Origin of the sequence: Marinobacter guineae, from assembly GCF_002744735.1 — a bacterium.
Classification (GTDB): domain Bacteria; phylum Pseudomonadota; class Gammaproteobacteria; order Pseudomonadales; family Oleiphilaceae; genus Marinobacter; species Marinobacter guineae.
Genome location: NZ_KZ319339.1, coordinates 94,626 through 117,749, shown reverse-complemented (window position 1 = coordinate 117,749; position 23,124 = coordinate 94,626). Strand labels below are relative to the sequence as shown.

Sequence of the window (23,124 nt, the reverse complement as noted above, 5' to 3'; positions counted from 1 at the left end):
GGGAATTTGTCTTCAGACAGCTGATTGTGAAAATGAATCTCTGCAAGGTTCACCGGTAGCCTCCCTGGCAAGCCTGAATCCGGAAAAGGCCCAACGGGCCGATGGGGGAAAGAAATTGCGATACGTGGGTCGGATATGGCTGGCGGGAGTTGCACAGCACCCTCCCCTTAGCACCATCTGCCCTGACATGAACTTGCCGTTGTACTCGCCGAGGCTGCCGGAGAGCGTCCTGAACCCCGGATAAGGGCGGTAGGCGCTGCCAGTCCACTCCCAGACATCGCCAAACATCTGCAACAGCGCCTCGTGCGGGTTGCTCGCCGTGACAGCCTCCGCGGCAACTGGCTGCAAATAGCCGCTCTCGGCAAAGTTGCCATTCCAGTGCCGGGCCTTTTTTGCGGCCTGCTCCCATTCCGCTTCAGTGGGCAAGCGTTCCCCGGCCCACCGGGCAAAAGCATCAGCCTCGTAAAAACTGACATGGCATACCGGCGCATTGGGATCCACTGGGCGCCACCCGGCCAGGGTGAAGTGGTACCACTGCTCCCCATCCTTGACCCAATACAGGGGTGCTGTCCAGCCGTTCTCCCGGATCAGGTGCCAGCCGTCCGAAAGCCACATGGCCGGGTCCTGATAACCGCCCTGCTCCATGAAGCACAGATACTCCTGGTTGGTCACCGGACGGCTCGCCAGTTCGAAAGGTTCCAGATACTGGCGATGGGCCGCCCGTTCGTTGTCGAAGGCAAACCCCTCTCTGCCCGGCTCCATCCCGATGGACACCAATCCACCTTTATAGGCCCGCCAGCGCATGGGCAGCGGTTGACGCTCCGGCGGAATCTGCAGGCTTTTGCTGTAAACCGGTCGCAACGGGTTCTGGGCCAGGATGTGCTTGATGTCCATGGCCAGCAGTTCCTGGTGCTGTTGTTCATGGTGAATGCCGAGACAGACTCGCTCTGCGATGGCGTGGCGATGCTCCGAAGGCGGGCGGTTGAGCAACATCCCCATGGCTTCATCCACGTAATGCCGGTAACGATAGACGTTGGCTACGGTTGGCCGGGACAGCAGACCTCGCTGGGGTCGCGGAAAAGGATTGCTGTGGGTTTCGTAATAGGAATTGAACAGATGATCATAGGTCTCGTTCAGGGGCACATACCCCCTCAGAAACGGCTTAAGCAGAAAAGTCTCGAAGAACCAGGTAACGTGGGCCAGGTGCCATTTCGGTGGACTGACGTCGTCCATGCTCTGGATGACGTAATCTTCCGTTTCCAGGGGACTGCACAACTGTTCCGAAACAGCACGAACGTTCCTGAAGGCATTCAGCCAGCCTTCCGGCGCACTGGGTTCCCCGGCTGGAGCCGGGTAAAGCGGTTCTGCGTTTGACATGGCGGCGTTCCCTGGTTTTGGGTATTGCCCGTGGCCCTCAATGGCCAACCACCGGTACCGGAATCCCGCGTGGCACCACCGAGTAGAGCGGCGCCTGCCGGCAGGTCCGTTGTTTCAAGTAAAGGCCTCCGATAAGCATCGGTCAAGCTCGAAGATTACTGAATCGCAGCTTCTACAGCGTTCAGGAAACCATACATATCCACGACTTGTTCCGAATCCGGGTCCACGGTCTTGCCCTTGAGGTCCGCGGTAACAATACCTCGGTCGACGGTGTCGGTCAGCGCAGCCTTGAGGTTGACGGCGTATTCACTCAGGGGCGCGTTGTCCTCACGCTCGCCCAGGGTTTCAAGGGCGTTGGCGAGGGCGAAAATCAGGGCGGAGGGGTTAAAGTGGGCGTCTCGGCCGTCACTCTCCAGGTACTTCAGGTAGAGGTCATGGGCGGTGCCATGGGGTGCCTCGAAGAGCATGGTGCCGTCCTTGCTCTCGATAATGGAGCTGGCGGTGGCCAGGCTGCCGCCGAGAGCAGCGGAGATGTCTGAGAAGATGTCTCCATCCAGGTTCTGAGAAGGATAGAGGGCGTTCCTCGGGGGGTCGGTGATCATCTTCTTGAGTTGGCTTGAGGGCCGCATAATCATAAAGGACGGCGGTGGCGTGTGCTCCCGGGCCAGTTCCCGGCGCACTTCGGTGATAACGTCGCTGAAGACTTCGTCGTATTCCATGTATTCGCGCTTGAGGCCAAAGTAGACCTCTTTGTCCTTGCGGGAGGCGTCGCGGAACACCTGGGCGACCCAGTCCTTGATGGCTTCACGGTCATTGGACATGAGCAGTATTGGATCGCCTTCCCTGACCCGGCGGGCATGTTTCTCTTGGCCATCAACGATCACCTTGAGGATGCCGTCTTCCTGCGCTGGCATGTTGAAGCTGCCGTACTGGTCGCCACCGCCTGCGCTCATGCGGGAAATGGAAACGTGGGCACCACGGCTGGGAATGCCGAACTCCCGCAGCTGGTTCACCAGTTTAAACAGTTTGCGCCCGGTGGTGTTGTCCGGCACACCCCAGAGCGCCCGCTCTGGCGGGTTGGAGACGATGCGAGCCGCCTGGGCGTCGATCAGCTCGTAGTAGTAGCTCAGCCCCAGGTCCTTGATCTGCTGGCGGTAGTCTTTGTGGTAGATGTCCTCAATCACCGTGCGCATAGCGCCGTCATAACCGGGGATGACGGTGTCTTTCAGGCCCAGGTAGACATCCCGTTTCTCGTCGATGGCACGCTGGAAGAAGCGGTGAGCCCAGGCTTTGACATCCTCCATATCGTTGGTGGCCAACAGCCAGGGGTCCCCCTTGCGGATCTCGCGGCGGTGCAACTCCACCGGGTCGCCGCTGCTGCCCACAAACATCAGTTTAACCACGCCCGTGGCCAGAGAGAGCTGGTTGAAGCTGTCCTTGATTCCTCCGAACTCCATGGTATCCACTTCAATGTCGCGACCGATCCAGTCTGGCCGGCTGATCTTGAGGTTGCGGAACTGGATGTCCTCGCGGGTGATGTTGCCGCTGATACCCTTGCGGATGGCGCCGTTGGGGGATTTGGTGGCGAGCGGGTGAAGGTTGCGGGAGTCCACATTGGTATGCTTGTGGAGCAGTTCCTCCAGCTGCTGGCGGTTGACGGTCATACCAGCGTTCTTGACCCCCACGCCATGGTGCTGAAGGGCATCGATGGCATCAATTACTGCCTGGCCGTTGGTCAGCAGGCGGTGTTCTGCGGACAGGTCGATTTCTTCGAGCTGGATGTCCAGGCGCGCGGTTACGAACTTCTCGAGAATCTGCTCGAAAGCAACCTGGGCCATTTCATCACCGTGAAGGATGACCAAAGGCGACTTTACAGAAATCCTGTGGTCCATAGATTTCTCCCTGAGGGACTGGCCGTGTGGGCCGAATTTATTACGGCCTGGACTGATTTATCCCCAACTGTTTATTGACTGCATCACGAATCTCCCGGTACCGATCCGGATTGTTGATAAGGGTCTCCAGATCATCCTCGGGGAAGATCTCATTCCTTTTCTTTTTGGCTTCCTCTTTGGAAAAGATAGACGGTATCAATTGTTCCAGACAGCGCAACATAACCTCGGGCGAAACCGACGCCCCCGGCGATGCCCCCAGTAACGTCCCGTAAGTTTTGTCCTTGGATACGAGGATTTCTGTGCCCATCTGCAAATCCCCGTCTTTAATGATCTGCACCCGCTGGCCGGCTTGAACCGGTTTCCAATCGAACTTTTTACTCAGGCCCGGAGCAAAGCTGTCGAGCTCCTCGAACATGCTCTTCTCGCCTTTGAAGGTCTCTGAAACCAGATATTTAACCAGCGGAAAATGCTCCAGAGCGACGTTAAGCAAGCCCGGGATATCATGCAGACGAATTGAGGTAAGGTAATCCAAAAAACCACGGCCTCTCTCGAGAACCGGTTTAAATGATGCGAAAGGACCGAAAAGTAAATAGTGTTTGCCATCCACCACTCGCAAATCCAGATGGGGCACCGACATGGGAGGCGCGCCGACTTTTGCTTTGCCGTAGGTTTTGGCCCGGTAATGCGCGGCCTGTTCTTCGCTGATCGAAGCCTGCAAAAAACGCCCGCCTACAGGGAAGCCGGCAAATCGACTCCTGAACGGCAAGTGGCTTCTTTTCAAAAGTGGAAATGCGCCCCCACCGGCGCCCACAAAGAGCACATCCGCCCTATGCTGAACCCTGGCGCCTTTGCTTTCAGCTTCAACAACCCAACGCCCCGTCGGGCTCCTGTGCACGCGCTTGACATGGGTTCCGTACTCGATTTTTACACCCAGGTCGCGCACTGCATACGCCGCCATCTGCTCCGTTAAAGCACCGAAGTTAACATCCGTGCCTGTTTCAATAACGGTAGCGGCCATTTTCTCATGGCTAGGGCGTCCTTCCATGGTGTAGGGAATCCAGCTTTTAATTTCATCGAACTCTTCCGAATAACGCATTTGCTCGAAAAAGTGATGAGCTGACATTTCCTTGAATCGCAATTTCAGCTCTTCAATGGCGGATTCGGAAACAATGGTGCAGTGCTTGGTCTGGTTGATAAACGTTTGGGGATCTTCGATTACACCCTTGTCTATCAAGTAAGCCCAAAACTGCTTGGCAACGTTGAACTGGGCATGGATCTTCAAGGCTTTTTCAACCGAGATGACCTCTTCATCCACGGGGGTATAGTTCAGCTCACAGTTTGCCTCGTGTCCCGTGCCAGCGTTATAAAATGCCCATGAATTTCCCGCCCCGGCTCGGTCCAGTCGTTCCAGAATGGTGACATCCAACTCGGGTGCCAGCTCTTTTGCCAATGTGGCAAAAGTGGTACCCATAATACCCGCACCTATGACTATTACGTTCATAAACGTCTACTCACCAGTCTGAATTTTCCTGACATTGGTTAACAACATCTTCTGGCTCGAAAGTACCATGTTTCCAGCATACCCTGCACACCTACCGCACCCCCAGCCAGCCCCTGTTCGTTCGAGAAATGACGACTTATCTTCCAGTTCAATTCTTGTGCAGTGATATTCGCTCTGCTAGCTTTTATTGAGTCAACCATGACTTACAACAACATAACTGCCCTACCGTTAAAACAAGACCTACACGCCTTGGAAAAGGCTTTGATCGGCAGAGGAAAGCACCATGGAAGATCTCAAAGGTAAAACTGCAATTGTTACGGGCGCATCCCGTGGAATCGGCAAAGAAATTGCCAAACTACTCGCCAGGCGCGGCGCTGACGTGGCAATCAATTATGTCTCCCGGGAAGCTGACGCTAACTCCGTGGTAAAGGAGCTCGAGGATCTGGGTGTGCGTGCATTGGCATTCAAGGCAGACCTTTCACAGATGTCAGCAGGCCGTGAATTGATACGCAAGGTTCAGAACGAATGGGGGCGGATCGACATATTGGTCAATAATGCCGGCATCACCCGCGACAAGGCCATGAAAAACCTGACCGATCAGGACTGGACGGAAGTTCTAGATACCAACTTGGGGAGTGTCTACGCGACCTGCTCTGAAGTGCTGCCGATCATGATGGAACAGAAGTTCGGGCGCATCGTCAATATTACCTCGTTCGTGGGACAGGCCGGTAACTTTGGCCAGGCGAATTACGCGGCCAGTAAAGGCGGAATCATTGCGTTTACAAAAACGCTGGCGCTGGAGGGAGCCCGGCATAACATTACTGTAAACGCCATTGCGCCGGGCTTTACCGAAACCGAAATGCTTGCTCAGGTTCCGGAAAATATTCGCCAGAAAATAATCGCCCGTGTACCCATGGCGCGCTTTGGCCAGCCTGAAGAAATTGCCAAAGCCGTCGTGTTCGTAGCTGCTGATGGAGACTACATCACCGGCCAACAGATCAATGTCAACGGCGGCGTCTATATGTAGCTGCATGTAATCCTGCCTGCTTGAGCCTCATCAGACGCGCCGGTGCCAATACGGTATGGTGCGTTCTGACGAGGCTCAGTCTCAACTACTTTGATTACGCTTCCCTTAGCGCTCTTCGGCTTTCCTCATCCTGTTTCCCGCCACCTCCGGCATCAAAAAGACCTCAAGGCAATGCAGGCGAACTTTGTTGACTAAATCGTGACGTTTCACTCCAGACAATCCCCCCTCGGTCGTTAACTGAGGTATCGAGCACTTTCGAAGAGGTTGTACAGTGACTGCCACCATTTTTGAATCTATTGAGCGTCGTCTCGGCGTGCGCGGCAAACTGCTGATTGCCCCCGTGTTTATCCTGATGCTGTTTGCGCTCGTTACTTTTTACAGTGTTCGCGAATTCCGGAGCCTGGATGATCGTATGGGCACGGTCGCCAGAGACCTTGCGCCGGAAACGGCGGTTGCGACAGGTGTGCTCATCAACCTTTACCGATTGAGACTTTGGGTTTTCGACTATTACGCCACGGGTAATCAGGAAACCCTCTCCCGTCTTGAGCAGCTCGAGTCGGAATTTTTCAATGACCTCGCAAACGCTCAGGCAAACATCCGGGCCCCGGAACGCATCGGGCTGGTCAAGGAAATCGAGCAGGCCACGACTCGGTACGTTGGTATCTTCAAAGAGGAGTTGGTGCCCGCCAAACAGCAAGTACAGCGAATTGTTGCCGAGGAATTGGACGAGTATGGCCCGGCCGCTTCCGAAGCTTTGCGCAGGGCGATAGACGGCATCACAAACCGGGAGCCGGATAGCCCGCTCCGGGTCGCACTTGAGCAGCTGATCCACGACACACTCCTGATGCGAATGGCAACCCAACGATATTTTGCCGATGGCACTGAAAACTCCGAGAAAGCATTGGGTTATGCCATGGAGGATGTTGCGATTGCCCTATCCTTTCTTGATATGGATGCCGTGCCCGATTTCATCCGCCAATATCTCGATACGGCCATCGAGGCGCTGGAAAAATATCAGGTCTCAGTGAGCGATCTCCTGCTTCATCAAAACGCCATGAACAGAATAAAAACAGAACAACTGGATGTTCTAGGCCCGGAAATCACGCAACTTGCCAGAGACCTGGAAGAAAAGATATTTGTTGCGCTGGAAGCCGTCGCAGATGAAGCGGAATCAGAAACCGACACTGCCCTGCGCTTCACTCTGGCCGCCTTCATCACCTCCGTAGTGCTAGGGCTGGTGGTTGCCTTCCTCTTTAGCCGGATGATGGCCGCCAGCGTGAAACGCGCTCGCAGCGAAATCCTCGGATACCTGGAGGACATTGGCAACAATCGAGGCAATATCTCAACCCGGCTTACCAAAGGCCGCCCTGATGAAATCGGGGACTTCATTTCAGCCGTCAATTCGTTTCTGGAGACCCTTGAGGACATAATCTCAAAGATCGCCTCAGCATCACGCGGGCTAACCAACGAATCAGAGTCCCTGTCCGGCATTACTGACAGGACGACGACTAACTCTGAGCAACAAAGAGATCAGATTACCCAGGTCTCTGCGGCGATGCAGGAAATGGTTTCCACGTCCGATGAAATCGCATCCAACACTAATGACACAGACGAATCTGCCCGGCAGGCAGCGCAACTGGCCGATACCGGACAGGCAACGGTGACCAATGCAATTGAGTCGGTAACCCGACTTGCGGAACAGGTCGAAACGGGGTCCAAACGCATTCAACGCCTGGAACAGGAGTCCGGTGAAATTGGTGGTGTCCTTGAAGTGATACAGAGTATCGCCGGGCAGACCAACCTCCTGGCGCTAAACGCGGCCATTGAAGCGGCTCGGGCGGGTGAAGCGGGCCGAGGATTCTCAGTGGTTGCCGATGAAGTCCGCGGGCTCGCCAAACGGGTTCAGGACTCGACAGTCGATATTGAGCGGATTGTATCGAATCTCCAGAGTGGTGCCGCAGGAGCCGTGGTTGATATGAGCAAGGCCAGACAGATGGCTGAGGAGGCCAGTGAAGAGGCAGGCAAGTCCGGGACGGCGCTATCGGACATTCTGGCGGCAGTGAACCGGATTGTGGACATGACGACACAGATTGCGAGCGCCACCGAACAACAACGGGCGACCGCCGCTGAAATGACTCAGAATGTTGAGGCCAGCAGCGGTGCGATTGACGAACTCACTGGAGACATTACTCACGTAAACAATTCCAGCAAGGCACTTGCGGGTATGGCCGAAGAGATGGACAGTCTCGTTCGCCGGTTCCAGGTCAGCTAATTATTCCGGTTGTTAACTGTGTCATAGGCGGCCCCGGATATTGCTGATACTTTCAGGGCTCACGTTACGAAATGTAAACGTATACGGACAGCCCCGGAGGGATTCCGCCATGAAACGCTCACGCCATTGCCAGGTTCCTGGTTTTCGTACTCAAGCCGCCGTTATGTTAACCGCGGCCATGGGCCTTAGTGCTGCCCATGCGGCAAGCCCGGTGAAAGTTATTTTTTCAGCGGAAAATGCCCTTTACGGCGCCGGCTATGACATCGGGCGAGCGGACGGCTGGTATGACAATAAGCTGCGGGGCGCTGTGCGGGACTATCAGGACAAAACCGGCCTTGCCACCAGTGGAGATCTGGATTCGCAAACCCTGAAGGCGCTTGGCGTAAAGGCCACCGCCAACGCACCAATCAGCAGCAATGCTGTTGCCAGTCGTAAAGACGCTGTGGCAGCACTGGGCTTACCAGAGCTGGAACTGCGCTCGGCCCCCCGGCCTGTGACGAAAACTGAGCCACAACCGAAGCCCGAACCTGAACTCCCGGCCCAGCTTTACCAAACCAACCAGGATTCCGGCGCTGAAGAGGCCACTGTTGTGGCTCGGCCAACTATCAAGAAATCCGCAAAATCGGTGGCCAAATCACCTGTAGATAAAGAGGAATATCAGTCGATTATAACGGAAACCTCGACTTCCTCTGAAGATGAACCTTCAGAGATCCCGGCTACCTTGACGGTAGTATCCGAGCCAGTCGCTGAAACCAGCCCCGCCCCGGAGTCTGAAACCAAGGTCATTGACTCCTCATTACCCGCCAACACGAAAACTGTTACGGCTGCTGAAGTAGCGACGGTTGAGGCAGACAATTCCGAAGCGGCAACAGCGGTTGCTGAACAAGCTGATAGCATTGACAACACATCTATTGACACTCCGCCTGTCAACGAACCCCGGCGGAGCACCGGTGGCGGCTTCTTCAGTGTGTTGTTTGATTTCTTTTTTGGCTGGCTGGTATGACCGTCAGCTCTGTAGCCGGCCCTTGAAAACCTTCCAGTCGATCACGTTGCCGTCCGAATCGAAATGAACGTAGCCGCGGAAGCTGGGGTCTTCTTCCCAGGCTTTCACGAAGCCTACGGTTTCGCCGGCGTCGGAGACGATTTCGAATGCCTCGCTGCGGGCAGCTGCAATTTCGCTATCAGGGATAATCTCAGAACGTTTGAGGGTAACGGAAGAGTCTAAAGGTAAGGTGCTTTTCAGGAATTCCTGGATCATCGTCGAGCTCTCCTTTCAGGGTGAACCGGTGGGGTTCTGGAGGTAGCCAAACTATAGACCGATCCGTTCATAGAAAATACAGATTCAGATCAATTTTCTTATACTTTTTCGAGATAAAAACGCTTTAAGAACAATGGCATATTACATTTTTGTGACATTGCGTAAACTCTGAACTGGTGATTTTCCCACCAGTTCAGCGGGTTACCGGTGCAATTGCCGGTCAGTTCTTCCGGATCAGTATTTCCAGAAAGGAGTGCTCAGTTTCTGTTCAACCAGTTCAGGGGGAAACCCGACGTCCTTCAGCAAACGGCGATCCATAGTCATAACCAGATGGACGAAGTTGCGCTTCATCCGCCAGCCTTTATAGAGAGAAGCTGCCCTTTTCATTTCAAAACTCCTGAGTCAACGCAAAAAGTCGGTCATTTAAAACCGGGACCTTGTTTAAGTAGGATCCTATTCTAGAGTTGACGAGGAGTTTTCTAAATACTTGGAAACCCCTACACACGGGGCTCTCAGCATTTTTTCAGTGAAATTCAGGTTACACAATCATTGCGTTTTTATGATGATTTGCCGTTTGAAACCAACGCCCGGTAAAGATTATCTTTAAGTTGAGCTCGCTTCTGTTTCATGCGATGCAGTTTGTCGTCACTGATGGGCGAATCCCTCTTTTCCAGCCCCTCTATTTCCTGATCCAGCTCCGCGTATTCCCGGAATTGCTCATCGAACCCCGGGTCGTTGCTCTTTAGCTCATCAATAAGGTCGCTGTATTGGGGAAATTCTTTGTGAAGCTCATGGCTGGAAATGCCCATCGTCTTGCTCTCCTTTTCTGTGCAGAGTTATGCATTGTTTCGATCAAAGGTGATCACCTTCAGCATAGACGAGCCTGCCAGTTTCGTGGCGTCTTTGACAAATCGCTAATTACGCGCGACGTTGCATAGGTATAGCATTGAAAAACGTTAAACCAGTTACGCCTCGGGACACTCGCGAATGACCTTTGCACGAATTACCGGCACCGGCTCTTACCTGCCAGACAATATCGTTACCAATAAAGACCTTGAAAAAATGGTCGACACCACAGACCAGTGGATTCGCGAGCGTACAGGAATCGAGCAGCGGCATATTGCTGTAGAGGGCCAGACTACGGTCGACCTCGCCGAGCAGGCTGCGCGGAACGCCATCGAAGCGGCTGGAATCAACGCTGAAGACATTGATCTGATTGTGTTCGCCACGTCGACCCCGGACAAGATTTTTCCGAGCTCCGCCTGCATTCTGCAGGCCCGGCTGGGAATCCATGGCTGCCCGGCTTTCGATATTCAGGCAGTCTGCAGCGGCTTTGTCTATGCATTGGCAACAGCTGAGAAGTTCATCAAAACCGGCAGCAGCAAGAAGGCGCTCGTCATCGGGGCGGAGGTGTTCTCCCGCATCATCAACTGGGAAGACCGTGGCACCTGTGTGCTCTTCGGGGATGGTGCCGGTGCGGTGATCCTGGAAGCCGATGAGGAAACCGGAATTCTCTCCACGCACATTCATGCCGACGGCCAATATGAAGAGTTACTTCATGTGCCCTGCGGCATTGCCCATGGTTATGATCAGGTCAAAGCCGGACGAGCGTTCGTGGAGATGAAGGGAAACGAAGTGTTCAAGGTGGCGGTGAACACCCTCGGCAAGATCGTTGACGAAACCCTTGAAGCCAATCAGATGCAGAAATCCGATATTGACTGGCTGGTGCCGCACCAGGCCAACCTGCGAATCATCTCTGCTACTGCCAGAAAACTGAATATGTCCATGGACCAGGTGGTGGTTACCGTCGGCCAGCATGGCAACACCTCTGCCGCTTCGATACCCCTCGCGCTGGATGTCGCCGTACGCGACGGACGAATCAAGCGCAATGAGGTGATCCTGCTGGAGGCCTTCGGTGGCGGGTTCACATGGGGTTCCGCACTACTGAGATACTGATTTCCCTTTCCGTACCCTCTCTTTCCGGGCTTCGGTAACCGCTGAAGCCCGATCGGCATTGTGTTGACCACCTCCGGTCGGATAGACTGTGTTTTTATACAGTACTACTAACGCTCACTGCGAGGAATGACCATGGCAGTACAAGCAGTCTACTTTTCCGATAGGGACGGCCTGGATATGGCACTGAAAAATCCTGATACTATGCTGTTCACCTCAAAAGCCGAAGCCGATGCCCGGGACAAGGTTCTGGAGCTGGCCGAAGAGATTCAGGTATTTCTCAGCCGCAAGGTTGAAGGTCTGGGCGATGACCTGGCTGAACGCTGCGCCATGGCCATCGCTGAGGAAAAGGATCTGTTTCAGAAAGCGCTCAAAAAGCCTGACCTGCTTAACGCCGAGCAGGAATAACAGCGAAGGGCGACCGGTAACGGCCGCCCTGCCTCACGCTACACGTTTCCATTCCCCGTTGTCGTAACGCTCTGCTCCACTCCCATTCATCCGGTACAGACAGACCCACTGGTTCTCCACCAGGGCCGCGACGTCAGGCTGTCGTCGAATCACCGATTCAATACGCTCCGCCGGAGCATCAATCAGCACGGTCAGCCGAACGGGTTCATGGCGCCAGTAGGTTCCGTCGTGAACCGATTGCAGCGGCAGGCCAATCCTCAGATGCGCCCCATTGCCCTCAACCACGCCCACATTGCCACCAATGACTGAATGCAGCAGCTTGTTCCCGGAGCCATACACCTCCGGGACCGTTACCGAGGCAAAGTACTGGAGGTTAATCCAGTTGGCGACGATCATCGGAGCGGCCAGAAGCCCTTCCAGAAGGCTGCCATCGCCATCCAGGGCGGGATCATAGTCGTGCAGGAATACCCTGCCGGCAAGATTCCGGCCACGGGTTCTTGCCCGTTTGGCAAAAATGATGGCCCCATTGTTCGCCAGCCCCCACTCAGGCCGCACTTCCGACCAGTCTATGGCTCGTGTCTCCATGGCCTCTTTCAGCTGGTCATCAGTCAACCCGTTCAGTTTCAGTGGTGTTGCCCGCTCCTTGCGAACCCGAACGCCCGCCTCCTCAAACCCGGCCTCCAAATCAGCCAGCTTCTGAAGGTGGGAGTCCGGAACCAGGTGGCGATCCGCAATGGTCACCTTGTCTGTCGCGGTGCAATGTTCAGCAGCGATGGCCCAGGTGTAGTCGGGAACTCTGATACCCCGGGCGGCCAGCCCAGCCCGGACCTGAGGCTCATTAACCAGGCGGGCGGCAAGGCGCGCGTTGACACCGCCACTCTGCCCGCCGCAGGCGCCGCAATCCAGGCCAGCCTGGTTCGGATTGTTATCGGTATGGCTGCCATGGCCAACAAACACCAGCAGGGGCGCAAAACCACCGGTTAACGACATGCCCCGGAACATGTTTTCAACCAGCGCTACCTTTTCCGAATCTGCAAGTGGATCACCGCCGTGGTTATGAACCAACCGCCCTTCAGGACTGTGTCCACCCTTGCGGTGCTGACCACGCTTCAAGCTGTCCTTCAGCAGTTTCCAGGCCCATGCGAGCCCGGTAGTTTCCACCATGGTGAATGTTGAAAGGCTGCTGTATTTCGCCTTCCTCACCGATTCCCGAACAATTTCCTTCTGATCAAGGGCCCTGTTTTCAGCGAGGTCTTCCCGCAAGCTGCCGTTGGTATCGATTAACCGGTATGGTGCTGACAACAGCCCCGGCAGACGCCGGACCGGCGCGAAAGGCCCGTATTTCTGGTGTGCGATGGGCATTCCGAAAAAGCCTGCAAAGCCCAGTGTCTGCAAACCCGGATACACGACTTCCAGATGCCGGCGCATCACTTCAGACCGGACATCGATACAGAACACGGCCTGGGCATCCGGCGTCTCGCTTTCTGAAACCGAAACCGTCTCAGCCGCTCGTCCGAATCCAAGCGCCTGCCAAAGAGTGCGCTGATAACCGAGCTCAAACGCGCGCTGCCATACCCAGAGCCTGCTCCGATCGTTCTGGTCGCCGGCACGACGTGCCCGGGTTCGCCGTTTCTGCCAGTCGGCTTTTTGGGCGGGAGAGGCAAAGCCAACACCGAAGGACTCCCAGACCAGCATGATGGCCAGCAGTTCTGCGCAGCGATCAGACGATGCCCCCTCCAGGCCAGCCCGCCAGTCCTCTCCACGGCACCAGGATGCCCAGCCGTTTACCCGAAGCAACAGACTGTGGAACAGAGCCTCCAGCTCCTGACCAGAAACCCCGATGCCCTTGATAGACTCCGCAATCGCCTCATTCATGGTATCCGGCACGGATTTGAAAAACGCCCGGGCACCAGCCAGACCGGTTCTGAAATCCAGCGACCGATCCTCGCGAACCGACTCAAGCCAGAAACCGAACAGATCCGTGTCGTATCCGCCACTGGTTGCAGACCAACGACCCTGGCGCTGGTCAAAAAAAGCGCCACAGGTTTTCGAAACCTGATCACAAACAACCTCAGCCAGCCTCTGCTCTTTGTTGTCAGCTGAATCAGTCGAGTTTCCAGGAAGCGCACCAGGAATCGAACCCGGCAAGGGCGCAGAGGTGTTTAATCTGCGACCAAGCCAGTCCAGATACCCCGCAGGATCCGGCTCGTCGCAAAGCTCCCCGATGCTCGCCCGTAGATCCTCGTCCCGGATCCGGCCGCCTTCCCAGGCTTCCTGGTAATACTCCGCGGGCATCAGAATATTGATCCCGCCACGCTCGTTAAGAACCTGATCTGCCCTCGTTGCCGGCAGGTGCCTGAGCCCCCAGAATGGGTTTACCGCAATCCACTGATCCAGTGGCCAGACCGGGGCGATGAGATCGCAAGCCTTACGGAAGGACTCGCGCCAGCCATCATCCCTTACCTGCAACTCCGGCACAGATACCGATAAATTGGTCATGATCTTTCCTCCAGTCTGAACGGATGATGGGGAACCCTACGAAACATGGACGGCACCCTTAGCGCTTCCGCCGCAAGCTGACGGGTCAGCCGGTCAAACGGTAGCTCAAGATAGAGCCCTTGCCGGAAGTGGGCGCAGAGCAAACGGGTTGCCCGGAAACGGGCGCCCAGAACAATCAGCAGGGAACACAGGGCCAGCAACGCGACCATGGTTGCCCCCAGTGCGTACCCGACCGGAGGAACGGCAAATCCCTCATGCACGGGCACGGCCGGCCCCACCAGCGTATGCAGCAGTGAATAAACCGGAACCAGAAACACCGCCATGCCGGCCAGCTTGAGCTTTACTGAAGCAGTTGCACCTGCCGGTATGCCCATGGCCGCAGCGGCCACTGCAAACACCAGCAGCGCCCCGAAAATCGGGTTGTGCTCTACAATCCACGGAGCCTGAAACAGAATCAGGGTTGCGACCAGGCCGGTTGAGCCCGCCCAGAGTAGCCGGCTCGCCACCGGAGATTCGGGAAAACCACCCGCTGCCGACACCACTACCGTGCGCCCGGATGCCAGGAAAGAGTGGGCCTTGTAAAGCGAGTGAGCCAACAGATGCAGCAGCGCCAGGGTGTAGGCGCCCATGCCGATTTCAAACAGCATGAAGCCCATCTGGGCACAGGTGGACCAGGCCAGAGCATGTTTCACGGAGAACTGGGTCATCATGGTAAGAATCGCAACGACCGCTGTGAGGCCGCCTATCACCAGAAGTATCAGGTGTCCGGCGGTAAAACCGTCAAACACCGGGAACAGGCGCAGCCACAGAAACCCGCCGAGGTTGATCACGCCGGCATGCAACAAAGCGGAAACCGGTGTTGGCGCCTCCATTACCTGGATAAGCCAGCCATGGAAGGGAATCTGGGCACACTTGAGAACTGCCGCCAGAGCCAGGGCCACCGAGGCCATGGTCAGCTCCAGCGAACCGCCTGTACGAGCGGTCTCGCTTGCCACCATCTCTGGTAGGTAAAAGGTGCCGTAGTGGAGATACAGCAACGCCACACCAGAAATCACCAGAGCGTCACCGGCGCGGCTGACGATAAACTTCTGAACTGCTGCCATTCGGGCCTGTGGCCGGTCCTGGTAAAGCGTAAGCAAGTGGTGCAGAGCCAGGCTGACACCAATCCAGGCGCCCGCCAGAATCACCAGGTTATTGGTGAAGACCAGGACCAGAACCGAAGCGATTGTCACCAGGAACCAGGGAAGGAAGCGATCACGGCCCGGATCCTGGCTCAGATAGTTGTTCGCAAACCGCAGAATCACCCACCCGACGAACGCCACCATCAGGGCCATCCAGACGGCGATACCATCCGGGTACAAACCAAAGCGACTGCCGAGGGTAGCCAGTTTGTTGCTGTCGCCACCGGCCACGGACTGAATAACAAGTAAAGTGGCAACCAGTAAAGACGCAGCCATTGAGAGCACCATCAGCCAGCCGGCAATGTGCCAGCAGTGATTCAGCTTCAGAGGGCTTTTCAGCCAGCCACTCAATCCGGCCAGACCGAACAGGGCCACCGGCAGCATCAGCCAGATAGCCAGTACCAGTAGCGAAGAAAATTCAGCGATTGGATTCATAGGGGCAAACCTTCTGTATGGCGGTACCGTTTGGCAGTACTTTGCCCATGCTCGACCGATATAAAAAATAGTTTATACTGATCACTTCATTCTGTTTTTGAGAACAGTTGGCGATGAAGCTCAATTACCACCACCTGTATTACTTCTGGAAGGTCGCCCGTACCGGCCATCTCACCCGGGCAGCGGATTCGCTGCACATCTCCCAGTCCGCCCTCTCCGGGCAGATCCGGAAACTGGAGGCAAGCCTGGGCCATGACCTGTTTATTCGTGAAGGGCGCCGGCTCAAGCTGTCCGAGGCGGGGCGCATGGCTTTCTCCTACGCCGAAGAGATTTTCCGGCAAGGTGAGGAGCTGTCGGCTCTGTTTGCCTCTGGCGCACAACCAAACCGGGAAATTCTTCGAATTGGCGCGGTTGCGACCCTGTCACGGAATTTCCAGGAGGGATTTCTGCAGCCCTTGCTGAACCGCGAAGATCTGGAACTGAGCCTGCAAAGTAGCCACATTGATGAATTACTGAGAAGGCTCTCAGCCCATCGGCTGGATCTGATTCTTTCCAATCAGGCAGTACAAGGGGATGAGCAGAATCCCTGGCGATCCCGCCTGATCGCAAAACAGCCAGTGAGTATCATCGGCCCGGTGGGGCTGGAGGTGCAGGGAGAATTTCCTGAGGTACTCAGGGGCCGGAGTCTGATTGTTCCCGGGCCGGACAACAACATCCGCCAGGCGTTTGATCAGCTTTGCGAGTACCACAGGCTCAGGCCGCGCATTGCCGCTGAAGTGGACGACATGGCCATGATGCGATTGCTGACAAGGGACACCGGGCACTTTGCGATCATGCCACCGGTGGTGGTGCGGGACGAACTGAAAAGCGGCGCCCTGGCGGATTATGGCGCCCTGCCCGGCGTCTTCGAGGAATTCTACGCCATCAGCATCCGGCGCCAGTTCGAGACACCAGCACTCCGGGAGTTGCTGGCGCAACCGTCCGATAATTTTCTCGCCCGGCCACAGCTTGATCATTCTGACTAGCCAGTCTGGCCAGAAAAGTCATCCATCGGGGCCAGTTACACCCGTATACTGAGAGCTGAAAAACCACAACAACAACGACGGACAAGCCTCCATGACCCAGCGTAGCGAACGTGCACGCCCGTCCATTCTGATTATCGGCACCGGCTTCGGTGGCCTCGGAATGGCCATAAAACTGAAACTGGCGGGCTACACCAACCTGACACTGCTGGAAAAGGCCGACCGGGTGGGTGGCACCTGGCGGGATAACACCTACCCTGGCGCCGCCTGCGATGTGCAGTCGCACTTGTACTCCTACTCGTTTGAACCCAGGCACGACTGGTCCAGAAAATTTGGTCTGCAGCGGGAAATCCTCGGGTACATGGAACACTGCGTCGCCAAATACCAGCTCGCTGACCACATCCGTTTCAATTCGGAAGTGCAGGAAGCGGCTTTTGATGACAGCACCAATCATTGGACCGTCACACTGACTACCGGAGAACAACTGACAGCCAACGTCATGATCACGGCAACAGGCCAGCTTAACCAGCCGGCGTGGCCAAAGCTCGATGGCCTGGACCGCTTCCAGGGCACGATGTTCCATTCAGCCCGCTGGGATCACAACTACGACCTGACTGGCAAACAGGTAGCCGTGATAGGCACAGGCGCCAGCGCTATCCAGTTCGTGCCCGAGATTGCCCCCAAGGTGAAACAGCTCGACCTGTTCCAGCGCTCCGCCGCCTGGGTGCTGCCCAAGCCGGATCGCCCCTTCAAACCCTGGGAGCAGGTCTTATTCCAGAAGATTCCCCTCTGGGACCGGATCTACCGTTACCTGATTTACTGGAAAAACGAGAGCCGGGCCCTGGCATTCACCAGATTCAGCGGATTGCTGGAGTTCTATGCCAACCAGGCAAAACGGGAAGCCAGAAAGCAGGTCACCGACCCTGCAAAGCTGAACCACATCATCCCCGACTACAAAATCGGCTGTAAACGCATTCTGATTTCCAATGACTGGTACCCGGCCATTAACCGGCCAAATGTGAACCTGATTACCGACCCCATTGACCATATTGATGAAACCGGTGTGGTCACCCGCGCCGGCCACCACCACCCGGTGGATGCCATCATCTGCGGGACCGGTTTCCAGGCTTCTGAATTTCTCTCCCCCATCCGGATAACCGGCCGCAGTGGGAAAACGCTGAACGAAGCCTGGAAAAGCGGCGCAGCCGCCTTCAAAGGCATCACCGTCAGCGGCTTTCCCAACCTGTTCATGCTGTATGGTCCCAACACCAACCTGGCCCACAATTCCATTCTGTATATGCTGGAGTCACAGTTCCGTTATGTTCTCGGTTGTCTGGATGCGCTCGGGAAGTACCCTGGCTCCGCCATGGACGTTCGCCAGGACAGGCAGGACCGTTTTACCCATGTTGTCCAGCACGGGCTTGAAGACACCGTCTGGAATGCCGGGTGTACTTCCTGGTATCTCGACGCCAATGGCCGGAATACCGTTAACTGGCCCGGATTTACCTTCACCTACCGGTTCGCGACCCGACGGGCGGATACCGCTGATTACCAGTTTATCTATCCGTCACAGCCCTCTCAGTGAGCCCAAAGCTTTACCCATGCTTGAAGCTTTCGCTAATTCATAGGATGATTGGTTCATCGGTTTGAAGGATGATAGACATATGCTTGAGCGTATCCGTAAAGGTTCTCTGGTGGAAACCGCCATAGAAAGCCTCAGAAATGCCATTGAGAAAGGCGACTGGTGCGTCGGCGACCGTCTGCCCGTGGAATCGGAGCTGTCAGATTCGCTTGGGGTTAGCCGGAACACCGTCCGTGAGGCCGTTCGGGTGATGGTACATGTAGGTATGCTCGAGACCCGGCAGGGCGACGGCACCTACGTGCGCGCCACCCGGGACGCTGGCGAAACACTCCGCAGAATCGGCCGCACTCAACTGGCGGATCAGCTGGAAGTGCGCATCATGCTGGAAACGGAAGCTGCCAAACTGGCTGCGGCAAGGCGCACTGAACAGGATTTGCGAAACATGACCGGTGCCCTGGATGCCCGGGCCAAAGCCGGTGACGATCTGCAAAACCGCATCCGCCATGATGAAGCTTTTCATCATGCCCTGGTGGCAGCCTCCCATAATTCGGCACTGGTTGAACTCTACGATTACTTCTCCCACGCCGTTAGCCAGACCATTGAGCAAACCGAAACCAACACCGATCTGCCCGAGCCGTCCCAGGAAGATCACGAACTCCTGCTCGCGGCAGTTCGTCGGCAGGATGAGAACAAGGCAGAGAACCTCGCCAGAGCGCTGCTGAAACCCAGCCTTCAGGCGCTCAAGCGGCAGGAGTCCTGAGCCATGAAATTCCGGATCGATACCTTTACCCTGCTGCTGCTCGGCGGCATTGTTCTGGCGACCTTTTTGCCCGCCACCGGCAAGGCGGGAGGCATTCTGGCGACGGCGGGGACGGTGGCCGTCGCCCTGCTCTTCTTCTTCCACGGCGCGGCACTGTCCCGGGAGCAGATCATTGCCGGGGCCACCCACTGGCGCCTGCACATTCTGATCGCCTCGCTGACGTTTATTTTTTTCCCGCTGGCGGTATTGCCCATCAACGGGCTCAGCGGCATTGTGCCGACCTGGATGCCGAAAGACCTGGGCCTTGGCTTCCTGTACCTGGGCGTACTGCCATCCGCGGTTTCCTCTTCCATCGCCTATACGGCCATGGCCCGGGGTAACGTACCGGCGGCTATCTGCAGCGCCGCCGCCTCCAATGTATTCGGCATGATGCTGACACCTTTCCTGCTTCTGCTGCTGGTGAGCACCTCTGGGGGCGGAGACTTTTCAGTGGTCGAAGCGCTGCAAGACATTGTCCTGCAGCTGCTGCTCCCCTTCGCGGTTGGCCACGCCATGCGGCCCTGGCTGGGCGGTTACCTGGCACGGAATGAAGGCCTGATGGCGCGCTACGATAAGTGTGTAATCTGGCTGATCGTCTACTCGGCCTTTTCCTTCTCTGTGGAAAGCGGCCTGTGGCAGAAACTGCCGCTGCAGGCAATCCTGTTCGCTATCGCGTTGTGTCTGGGTCTGCTTTTGCTGTTTATGGTGTTTGCGAGGTTTCTGGTGCGGAGATTCGGCTTCAGCCTCGAAGACGAGGCGGCCGTGGTGTTTTGCGGTTCCAAGAAGAGCCTGGCATCCGGATTGCCCATGGCGAAGGTACTGTTCTCTGGCCACCCGGGCTTCGGGATGATCGTTTTGCCGATCATGTGTTACAACCAGATCCAGATAATCGTCGGGGCGATCCTTGCACAGAAATACCGGGAGAAGATCGAACAGGCCAATGCAGAAAAAGCAGAATAACCAGGGTGACGGACTTAACCGCCACCCATTCCACCAAACAATGCAGCGAGGATGACCAGACCCACAATCCAGCCAATAATGGCGGGCCAGAAATTGACCATCTGGGGTGGCAAGTCTTCCTGCGCTTCCGCCAGGCCCGAATCTTCAGTGTTGCGGTCATCCGGCAAATCCTGGTCCGGGACCTGCTCGACACTGAACCAGTCGAACCAGTCCCCCATAAACTGAGCGACGGGAGCTGGAAACGTGCCGTTTTCAGCCATTGGACGCAGCTGCGGCTCAAGCTGCCGACCGATCTCGCGGCGCAGGGGCTCCTGATCCGCGGGTGGTTCCTTAAGAATCGCTTTCCAGATACCGACATCCTTGCTCCGTGAGGGGTCGTTCAGCAGCGCGTTGATCTGGATAACCACTTCACGCACAACCTGGCCGTCGTTGGCATCAAGTGGACGCTGAGCTTCCTCGCCCCCGGCCTGGTCCTGGTTTGCCGGTTGAACGGCTACCGGCTCGTCCCTCGGTGGCTCCGGGACATCACCTACCGCTTCCCGAAACGCCTGTTCGAGGCGCCGGGCTTCGTCATCAGAGGCAAACTTGAGCTGCTGCTCATACGCATCCTGGATCCTCTGTCGATCGCCGGTGGGCTCAATTCCAAGGATTTCCCAACAATTCATACAGCTGCAACTCCCGGGCCTGACATTCATTACATTTTAGAGAGACAAAAAGCCTGTAGTCCCCTACGATAGACTTCAATGATAATAAGATCGCGCTTTCCCTCTATCTCGGCAGATTATAGAACGTCAACCATGCATCTATCGACAAAAACGGCTGCAATGCTGAAAGACCGCCCTCTCGTTGCCAGCCTCGTTTCCGCCTGTGCTATTGCGGTTCTGACTCCAACGGCTGCCTGGGCACAGTATACGGACGAAACTCTTTCCAGCAGCTTTCCCGAATTCCAGAACGATGAGGTTCTTCCGCCCGAAGTCTTGACCACCACCAGACTTCGCCAGTCCAAAACCCGCGTTCCGGGCTCAACCACCATTATAACCGGCGACATGATCCGGGATCTTGGGGTCATGAACCTCGTTGAGGTGTTTCGGCTTGTACCGGGGATGGTTGTGGCTGAAGTGGGTAGCAATACGCCTGTCACAAGCTACCACGGCACGGTGCATTATGAACAACGCCGACTCCAGATTCAGGTAGATGGCCGAACCGCTTACCGGGCCAGCCTGTCGGATATGGACTGGATTGCCATGCCCGTTGCCCTGGAGCTGATCGAGCGCATCGAAGTCAGCCGCGGACCAAACTCGGCCGCCTACGGCATCAATGCGTTTCTGGCCAGCATCAATATTATTACCCGATCCCCTGCCGATACCGCCGGCGCTGAAGCTTACACCTCCGTTGGCTCCCGCGGTCACCTGCGAACTTTCACCTCTGTCGGTGATGCCAACCAGGACGGCAGCTGGCGGCTGGCCTACGAAAAACGCAAATCCAACGGTTTTGATACGCAGGTTGAGGGTGGAGAAGAAATTCCATTTCACGACGGCTACAACACTAACAACGTCAATTTTGACAGTATCTTGAAGCTGGCCGGTAACAATGCGCTTGAACTCAGAGCAGGTGTGGTGGACGGGGTAAACCAGGAGGACCAGTTCAAATCCGGCAAGCTGGGTGCCACCACAAACCCGGACATTGTGATGGATGACTATTATCTTCAGACCCGCTTCGATGGCTACATCTCGGATGACCATTTTTACCATGTTCAGGTCAGCTACCAGAATCAGAAAAGACGTCAGCGCTGGTCTGTTGAGATACCGGCCAACGAGTTCGCAGCCATACTGCCACCAGGGTCTCCGTCGTTTCCAACCAATCAGGGACCCTTCGTAGCAGATCTGAACGAAGACATTGAAGAATCCCGTCTCGAGTTCGAGGTACAGGACACGCTGATCTTCACTCCGAACCTCAAGCTGGTGTCCGGGCTCGGTTATCGGGAAGACACCTACCGTTCAGAGACCTTCTTTAATGGCCGCGGTCATAATTACCAGGGCCGGGCTTTCGGCAATCTCGAATTCAGCCCCAGCCGCTGGTTAACCCTGAACGCCGGCGGTAACTGGGAACAGACCACCACAACCCATGAAGGCTATTTCTCACCCCGAGTGGCTGCAAATTTCATTTTTCAGAACAATCACGCGCTCCGGTTCGTTTTCTCCAAGGCTGTGAGGACGCCGGATGCCTTTGAGCAGAACCCGGACTGGTCTTACACAGTGCGCAACGTCCAGCCCCCCTTCCAGGCCCTGGAAAATCAGAGGTTTCTGGTTGAGGATCTGGTGCAGACCTTTAGTGACAGGCCATCAACATTTGGTGAAGAACTTGAAGAGGAGCGCATAACCTCTCGGGAAATAAGCTATTTTGGCCAGTTTAATCTGGATAAAGCTCTGTTCCTGCTAGAGCTCCGCTACTTCAATGACGACCTTGATGACATGATCAGTGGCGTAATTAACGAAGAAGACTGGTTCATCGATAACAACGTGGCACTTGAGCAGGAAGGCTTTGAGCTGGAAACCTCGCTTGAGCTTGCCGGTACCACCCTGAGGGCAACCTACGGTTATCTGCACCAGAGAGGCCAGTACACTGGCGACCCGAATAAACTGGTGTCGGACGACCAGGAGTATGTCGTTGACTTGCTTGGTCGGCTCTCAGCGAGGCATTCTGGCAGCGTGGCCTGGATCCAGGAATTACCGATGGGATTCAGTGGGGCGGCCGTGCTCTACTGGACCGACGAGTTTCGTCGAGATCAGTTCGAGCGGGCGGATTTCCGTATTAGCAGGCGAATTGACCAGCCAACGTTCAGCTATGAGCTTGCGCTGACTATGCAGCACTATCTGGTGAGGGATCCGGCCACCAGCCCGGATAACATAATCGAAGACCACAACCAGTTCTTTGTTGAGGCCGGAATACGTTTTTGAA

The 23,124-nt window shown here is 56.0% G+C and carries 19 protein-coding genes; 10 read left to right on the top strand and 9 right to left on the bottom strand.

Annotated elements, in window-relative coordinates; genetic code table 11:
• Window positions 1-12 precede the first annotated feature (12 nt).
• From egtB to CLH62_RS00515, 3 genes are all read right to left on the bottom strand, one after another.
• Window positions 13-1,377: an ergothioneine biosynthesis protein EgtB gene (egtB, locus tag CLH62_RS00525; protein ID WP_099616213.1), complete on the bottom strand. Its 1,365-nt coding sequence runs from the start codon at window positions 1,375-1,377 to the stop codon at window positions 13-15.
• Between the two features lie 155 nt (window positions 1,378-1,532).
• The gene (locus tag CLH62_RS00520; protein ID WP_099616212.1) at window positions 1,533-3,269 is read right to left on the bottom strand and encodes an isocitrate/isopropylmalate family dehydrogenase; all 1,737 of its coding nucleotides are present in this window, start codon (window positions 3,267-3,269) and stop codon (window positions 1,533-1,535) included.
• A 40-nt stretch (window positions 3,270-3,309) separates the two neighbouring features.
• Window positions 3,310-4,770, bottom strand: coding sequence for a malate:quinone oxidoreductase (locus CLH62_RS00515; RefSeq protein WP_099616211.1), 1,461 nt, complete (start codon window positions 4,768-4,770; stop codon window positions 3,310-3,312).
• A 283-nt stretch (window positions 4,771-5,053) separates the two neighbouring features.
• Between CLH62_RS00515 and fabG the strand changes: the two genes are divergently transcribed.
• From fabG to CLH62_RS00500, 3 genes are all read left to right on the top strand, one after another.
• Window positions 5,054-5,797, top strand: coding sequence for a 3-oxoacyl-[acyl-carrier-protein] reductase (gene fabG, locus CLH62_RS00510; RefSeq protein WP_099616210.1), 744 nt, complete (start codon window positions 5,054-5,056; stop codon window positions 5,795-5,797).
• Window positions 5,798-6,068: 271 nt separating this feature from the next.
• Window positions 6,069-8,069, top strand: a complete 2,001-nt coding sequence (locus tag CLH62_RS00505) for a methyl-accepting chemotaxis protein (protein ID WP_228152736.1) — start codon at window positions 6,069-6,071, stop codon at window positions 8,067-8,069.
• Window positions 8,070-8,178: 109 nt separating this feature from the next.
• Window positions 8,179-9,072, top strand: a complete 894-nt coding sequence (locus CLH62_RS00500) for a peptidoglycan-binding domain-containing protein (RefSeq protein ID WP_099616209.1) — start codon at window positions 8,179-8,181, stop codon at window positions 9,070-9,072.
• Window positions 9,073-9,075: 3 nt separating this feature from the next.
• On the opposite strand, the gene CLH62_RS00495 is transcribed toward CLH62_RS00500, so the two are convergent.
• From CLH62_RS00495 to CLH62_RS00490, 3 genes are all read right to left on the bottom strand, one after another.
• Window positions 9,076-9,327: a hypothetical protein gene (locus CLH62_RS00495; protein ID WP_099616208.1), complete on the bottom strand. Its 252-nt coding sequence runs from the start codon at window positions 9,325-9,327 to the stop codon at window positions 9,076-9,078.
• A 234-nt stretch (window positions 9,328-9,561) separates the two neighbouring features.
• The gene (locus tag CLH62_RS21050; RefSeq protein ID WP_170005738.1) at window positions 9,562-9,714 is read right to left on the bottom strand and encodes a DUF1127 domain-containing protein; all 153 of its coding nucleotides are present in this window, start codon (window positions 9,712-9,714) and stop codon (window positions 9,562-9,564) included.
• 170 nt (window positions 9,715-9,884) lie between these two features.
• Complete coding sequence (locus tag CLH62_RS00490; protein WP_099616207.1) at window positions 9,885-10,136, bottom strand: HP1242/YdcH family protein; 252 nt, start codon at window positions 10,134-10,136, stop codon at window positions 9,885-9,887.
• Between the two features lie 178 nt (window positions 10,137-10,314).
• Between CLH62_RS00490 and CLH62_RS00485 the strand changes: the two genes are divergently transcribed.
• A complete protein-coding gene (locus CLH62_RS00485) occupies window positions 10,315-11,283 on the top strand; it encodes a beta-ketoacyl-ACP synthase III (RefSeq protein ID WP_099616206.1) in 969 nt (322 codons plus the stop codon).
• Between the two features lie 132 nt (window positions 11,284-11,415).
• The gene (locus CLH62_RS00480) at window positions 11,416-11,688 is read left to right on the top strand and encodes a YebG family protein (RefSeq protein ID WP_099616205.1); all 273 of its coding nucleotides are present in this window, start codon (window positions 11,416-11,418) and stop codon (window positions 11,686-11,688) included.
• Window positions 11,689-11,721: 33 nt separating this feature from the next.
• Here CLH62_RS00480 and CLH62_RS00475 read toward each other — a convergent pair whose 3' ends face one another.
• Both CLH62_RS00475 and CLH62_RS00470 read right to left on the bottom strand, forming a co-directional pair.
• On the bottom strand, window positions 11,722-14,187 hold the full coding sequence (locus CLH62_RS00475) for a YbcC family protein (protein WP_099616204.1): 2,466 nt from the start codon (window positions 14,185-14,187) through the stop codon (window positions 11,722-11,724).
• Window positions 14,184-15,803 carry an NADH-quinone oxidoreductase subunit L gene (locus CLH62_RS00470; protein WP_099616203.1) on the bottom strand — a complete coding sequence of 540 codons (1,620 nt, stop codon included), beginning with the start codon at window positions 15,801-15,803 and terminating at the stop codon, window positions 14,184-14,186. Before CLH62_RS00470 ends, CLH62_RS00475 begins: the two co-directional genes overlap by 4 nt.
• Before the next feature lie 113 nt (window positions 15,804-15,916).
• Between CLH62_RS00470 and CLH62_RS00465 the strand changes: the two genes are divergently transcribed.
• The 4 genes from CLH62_RS00465 (at window position 15,917) to CLH62_RS00450 (ending at window position 20,166) form a co-directional block, all read left to right on the top strand.
• Window positions 15,917-16,828: a LysR family transcriptional regulator gene (locus CLH62_RS00465; RefSeq protein WP_099616202.1), complete on the top strand. Its 912-nt coding sequence runs from the start codon at window positions 15,917-15,919 to the stop codon at window positions 16,826-16,828.
• Between the two features lie 91 nt (window positions 16,829-16,919).
• On the top strand, window positions 16,920-18,410 hold the full coding sequence (locus tag CLH62_RS00460) for a flavin-containing monooxygenase (RefSeq protein ID WP_099616201.1): 1,491 nt from the start codon (window positions 16,920-16,922) through the stop codon (window positions 18,408-18,410).
• 79 nt (window positions 18,411-18,489) lie between these two features.
• Window positions 18,490-19,167 (top strand): FadR/GntR family transcriptional regulator, encoded by a 678-nt coding sequence (locus CLH62_RS00455; RefSeq protein ID WP_099616200.1) that lies wholly within the window; start codon window positions 18,490-18,492, stop codon window positions 19,165-19,167.
• 3 nt (window positions 19,168-19,170) lie between these two features.
• Entirely contained in the window at window positions 19,171-20,166 is a 996-nt protein-coding gene (locus tag CLH62_RS00450) for a bile acid:sodium symporter family protein (protein ID WP_099616199.1), read from the top strand.
• Between the two features lie 14 nt (window positions 20,167-20,180).
• Here CLH62_RS00450 and CLH62_RS00445 read toward each other — a convergent pair whose 3' ends face one another.
• Window positions 20,181-20,831: a molecular chaperone DnaJ gene (locus CLH62_RS00445; protein WP_099616198.1), complete on the bottom strand. Its 651-nt coding sequence runs from the start codon at window positions 20,829-20,831 to the stop codon at window positions 20,181-20,183.
• Between the two features lie 132 nt (window positions 20,832-20,963).
• On the opposite strand from CLH62_RS00445, the gene CLH62_RS00440 reads away from it, so the two are divergent.
• On the top strand, window positions 20,964-23,123 hold the full coding sequence (locus CLH62_RS00440; protein WP_228152735.1) for a TonB-dependent receptor plug domain-containing protein: 2,160 nt from the start codon (window positions 20,964-20,966) through the stop codon (window positions 23,121-23,123).
• Window position 23,124 lies beyond the last annotated feature (1 nt).

Coding starts and splice junctions, on each gene's coding strand:
- CLH62_RS00440 (WP_228152735.1), top strand. CDS start 20,964: ATGCATCTATCGACAAAAACGGCTGCAATGCTGAAAGACCGCCCTCTC.
- fabG (WP_099616210.1), top strand. CDS start 5,054: ATGGAAGATCTCAAAGGTAAAACTGCAATTGTTACGGGCGCATCCCGT.
- CLH62_RS00450 (WP_099616199.1), top strand. CDS start 19,171: ATGAAATTCCGGATCGATACCTTTACCCTGCTGCTGCTCGGCGGCATT.
- CLH62_RS00465 (WP_099616202.1), top strand. CDS start 15,917: ATGAAGCTCAATTACCACCACCTGTATTACTTCTGGAAGGTCGCCCGT.
- CLH62_RS00455 (WP_099616200.1), top strand. CDS start 18,490: ATGCTTGAGCGTATCCGTAAAGGTTCTCTGGTGGAAACCGCCATAGAA.
- CLH62_RS00515 (WP_099616211.1), bottom strand. CDS start 4,770: ATGAACGTAATAGTCATAGGTGCGGGTATTATGGGTACCACTTTTGCC.
- CLH62_RS00490 (WP_099616207.1), bottom strand. CDS start 10,136: ATGGGCATTTCCAGCCATGAGCTTCACAAAGAATTTCCCCAATACAGC.
- CLH62_RS00470 (WP_099616203.1), bottom strand. CDS start 15,803: ATGAATCCAATCGCTGAATTTTCTTCGCTACTGGTACTGGCTATCTGG.
- CLH62_RS00460 (WP_099616201.1), top strand. CDS start 16,920: ATGACCCAGCGTAGCGAACGTGCACGCCCGTCCATTCTGATTATCGGC.
- CLH62_RS00520 (WP_099616212.1), bottom strand. CDS start 3,269: ATGGACCACAGGATTTCTGTAAAGTCGCCTTTGGTCATCCTTCACGGT.
- CLH62_RS00495 (WP_099616208.1), bottom strand. CDS start 9,327: ATGATCCAGGAATTCCTGAAAAGCACCTTACCTTTAGACTCTTCCGTT.
- egtB (WP_099616213.1), bottom strand. CDS start 1,377: ATGTCAAACGCAGAACCGCTTTACCCGGCTCCAGCCGGGGAACCCAGT.
- CLH62_RS00445 (WP_099616198.1), bottom strand. CDS start 20,831: ATGAATTGTTGGGAAATCCTTGGAATTGAGCCCACCGGCGATCGACAG.
- CLH62_RS00500 (WP_099616209.1), top strand. CDS start 8,179: ATGAAACGCTCACGCCATTGCCAGGTTCCTGGTTTTCGTACTCAAGCC.
- CLH62_RS00485 (WP_099616206.1), top strand. CDS start 10,315: ATGACCTTTGCACGAATTACCGGCACCGGCTCTTACCTGCCAGACAAT.
- CLH62_RS21050 (WP_170005738.1), bottom strand. CDS start 9,714: ATGAAAAGGGCAGCTTCTCTCTATAAAGGCTGGCGGATGAAGCGCAAC.
- CLH62_RS00475 (WP_099616204.1), bottom strand. CDS start 14,187: ATGACCAATTTATCGGTATCTGTGCCGGAGTTGCAGGTAAGGGATGAT.
- CLH62_RS00480 (WP_099616205.1), top strand. CDS start 11,416: ATGGCAGTACAAGCAGTCTACTTTTCCGATAGGGACGGCCTGGATATG.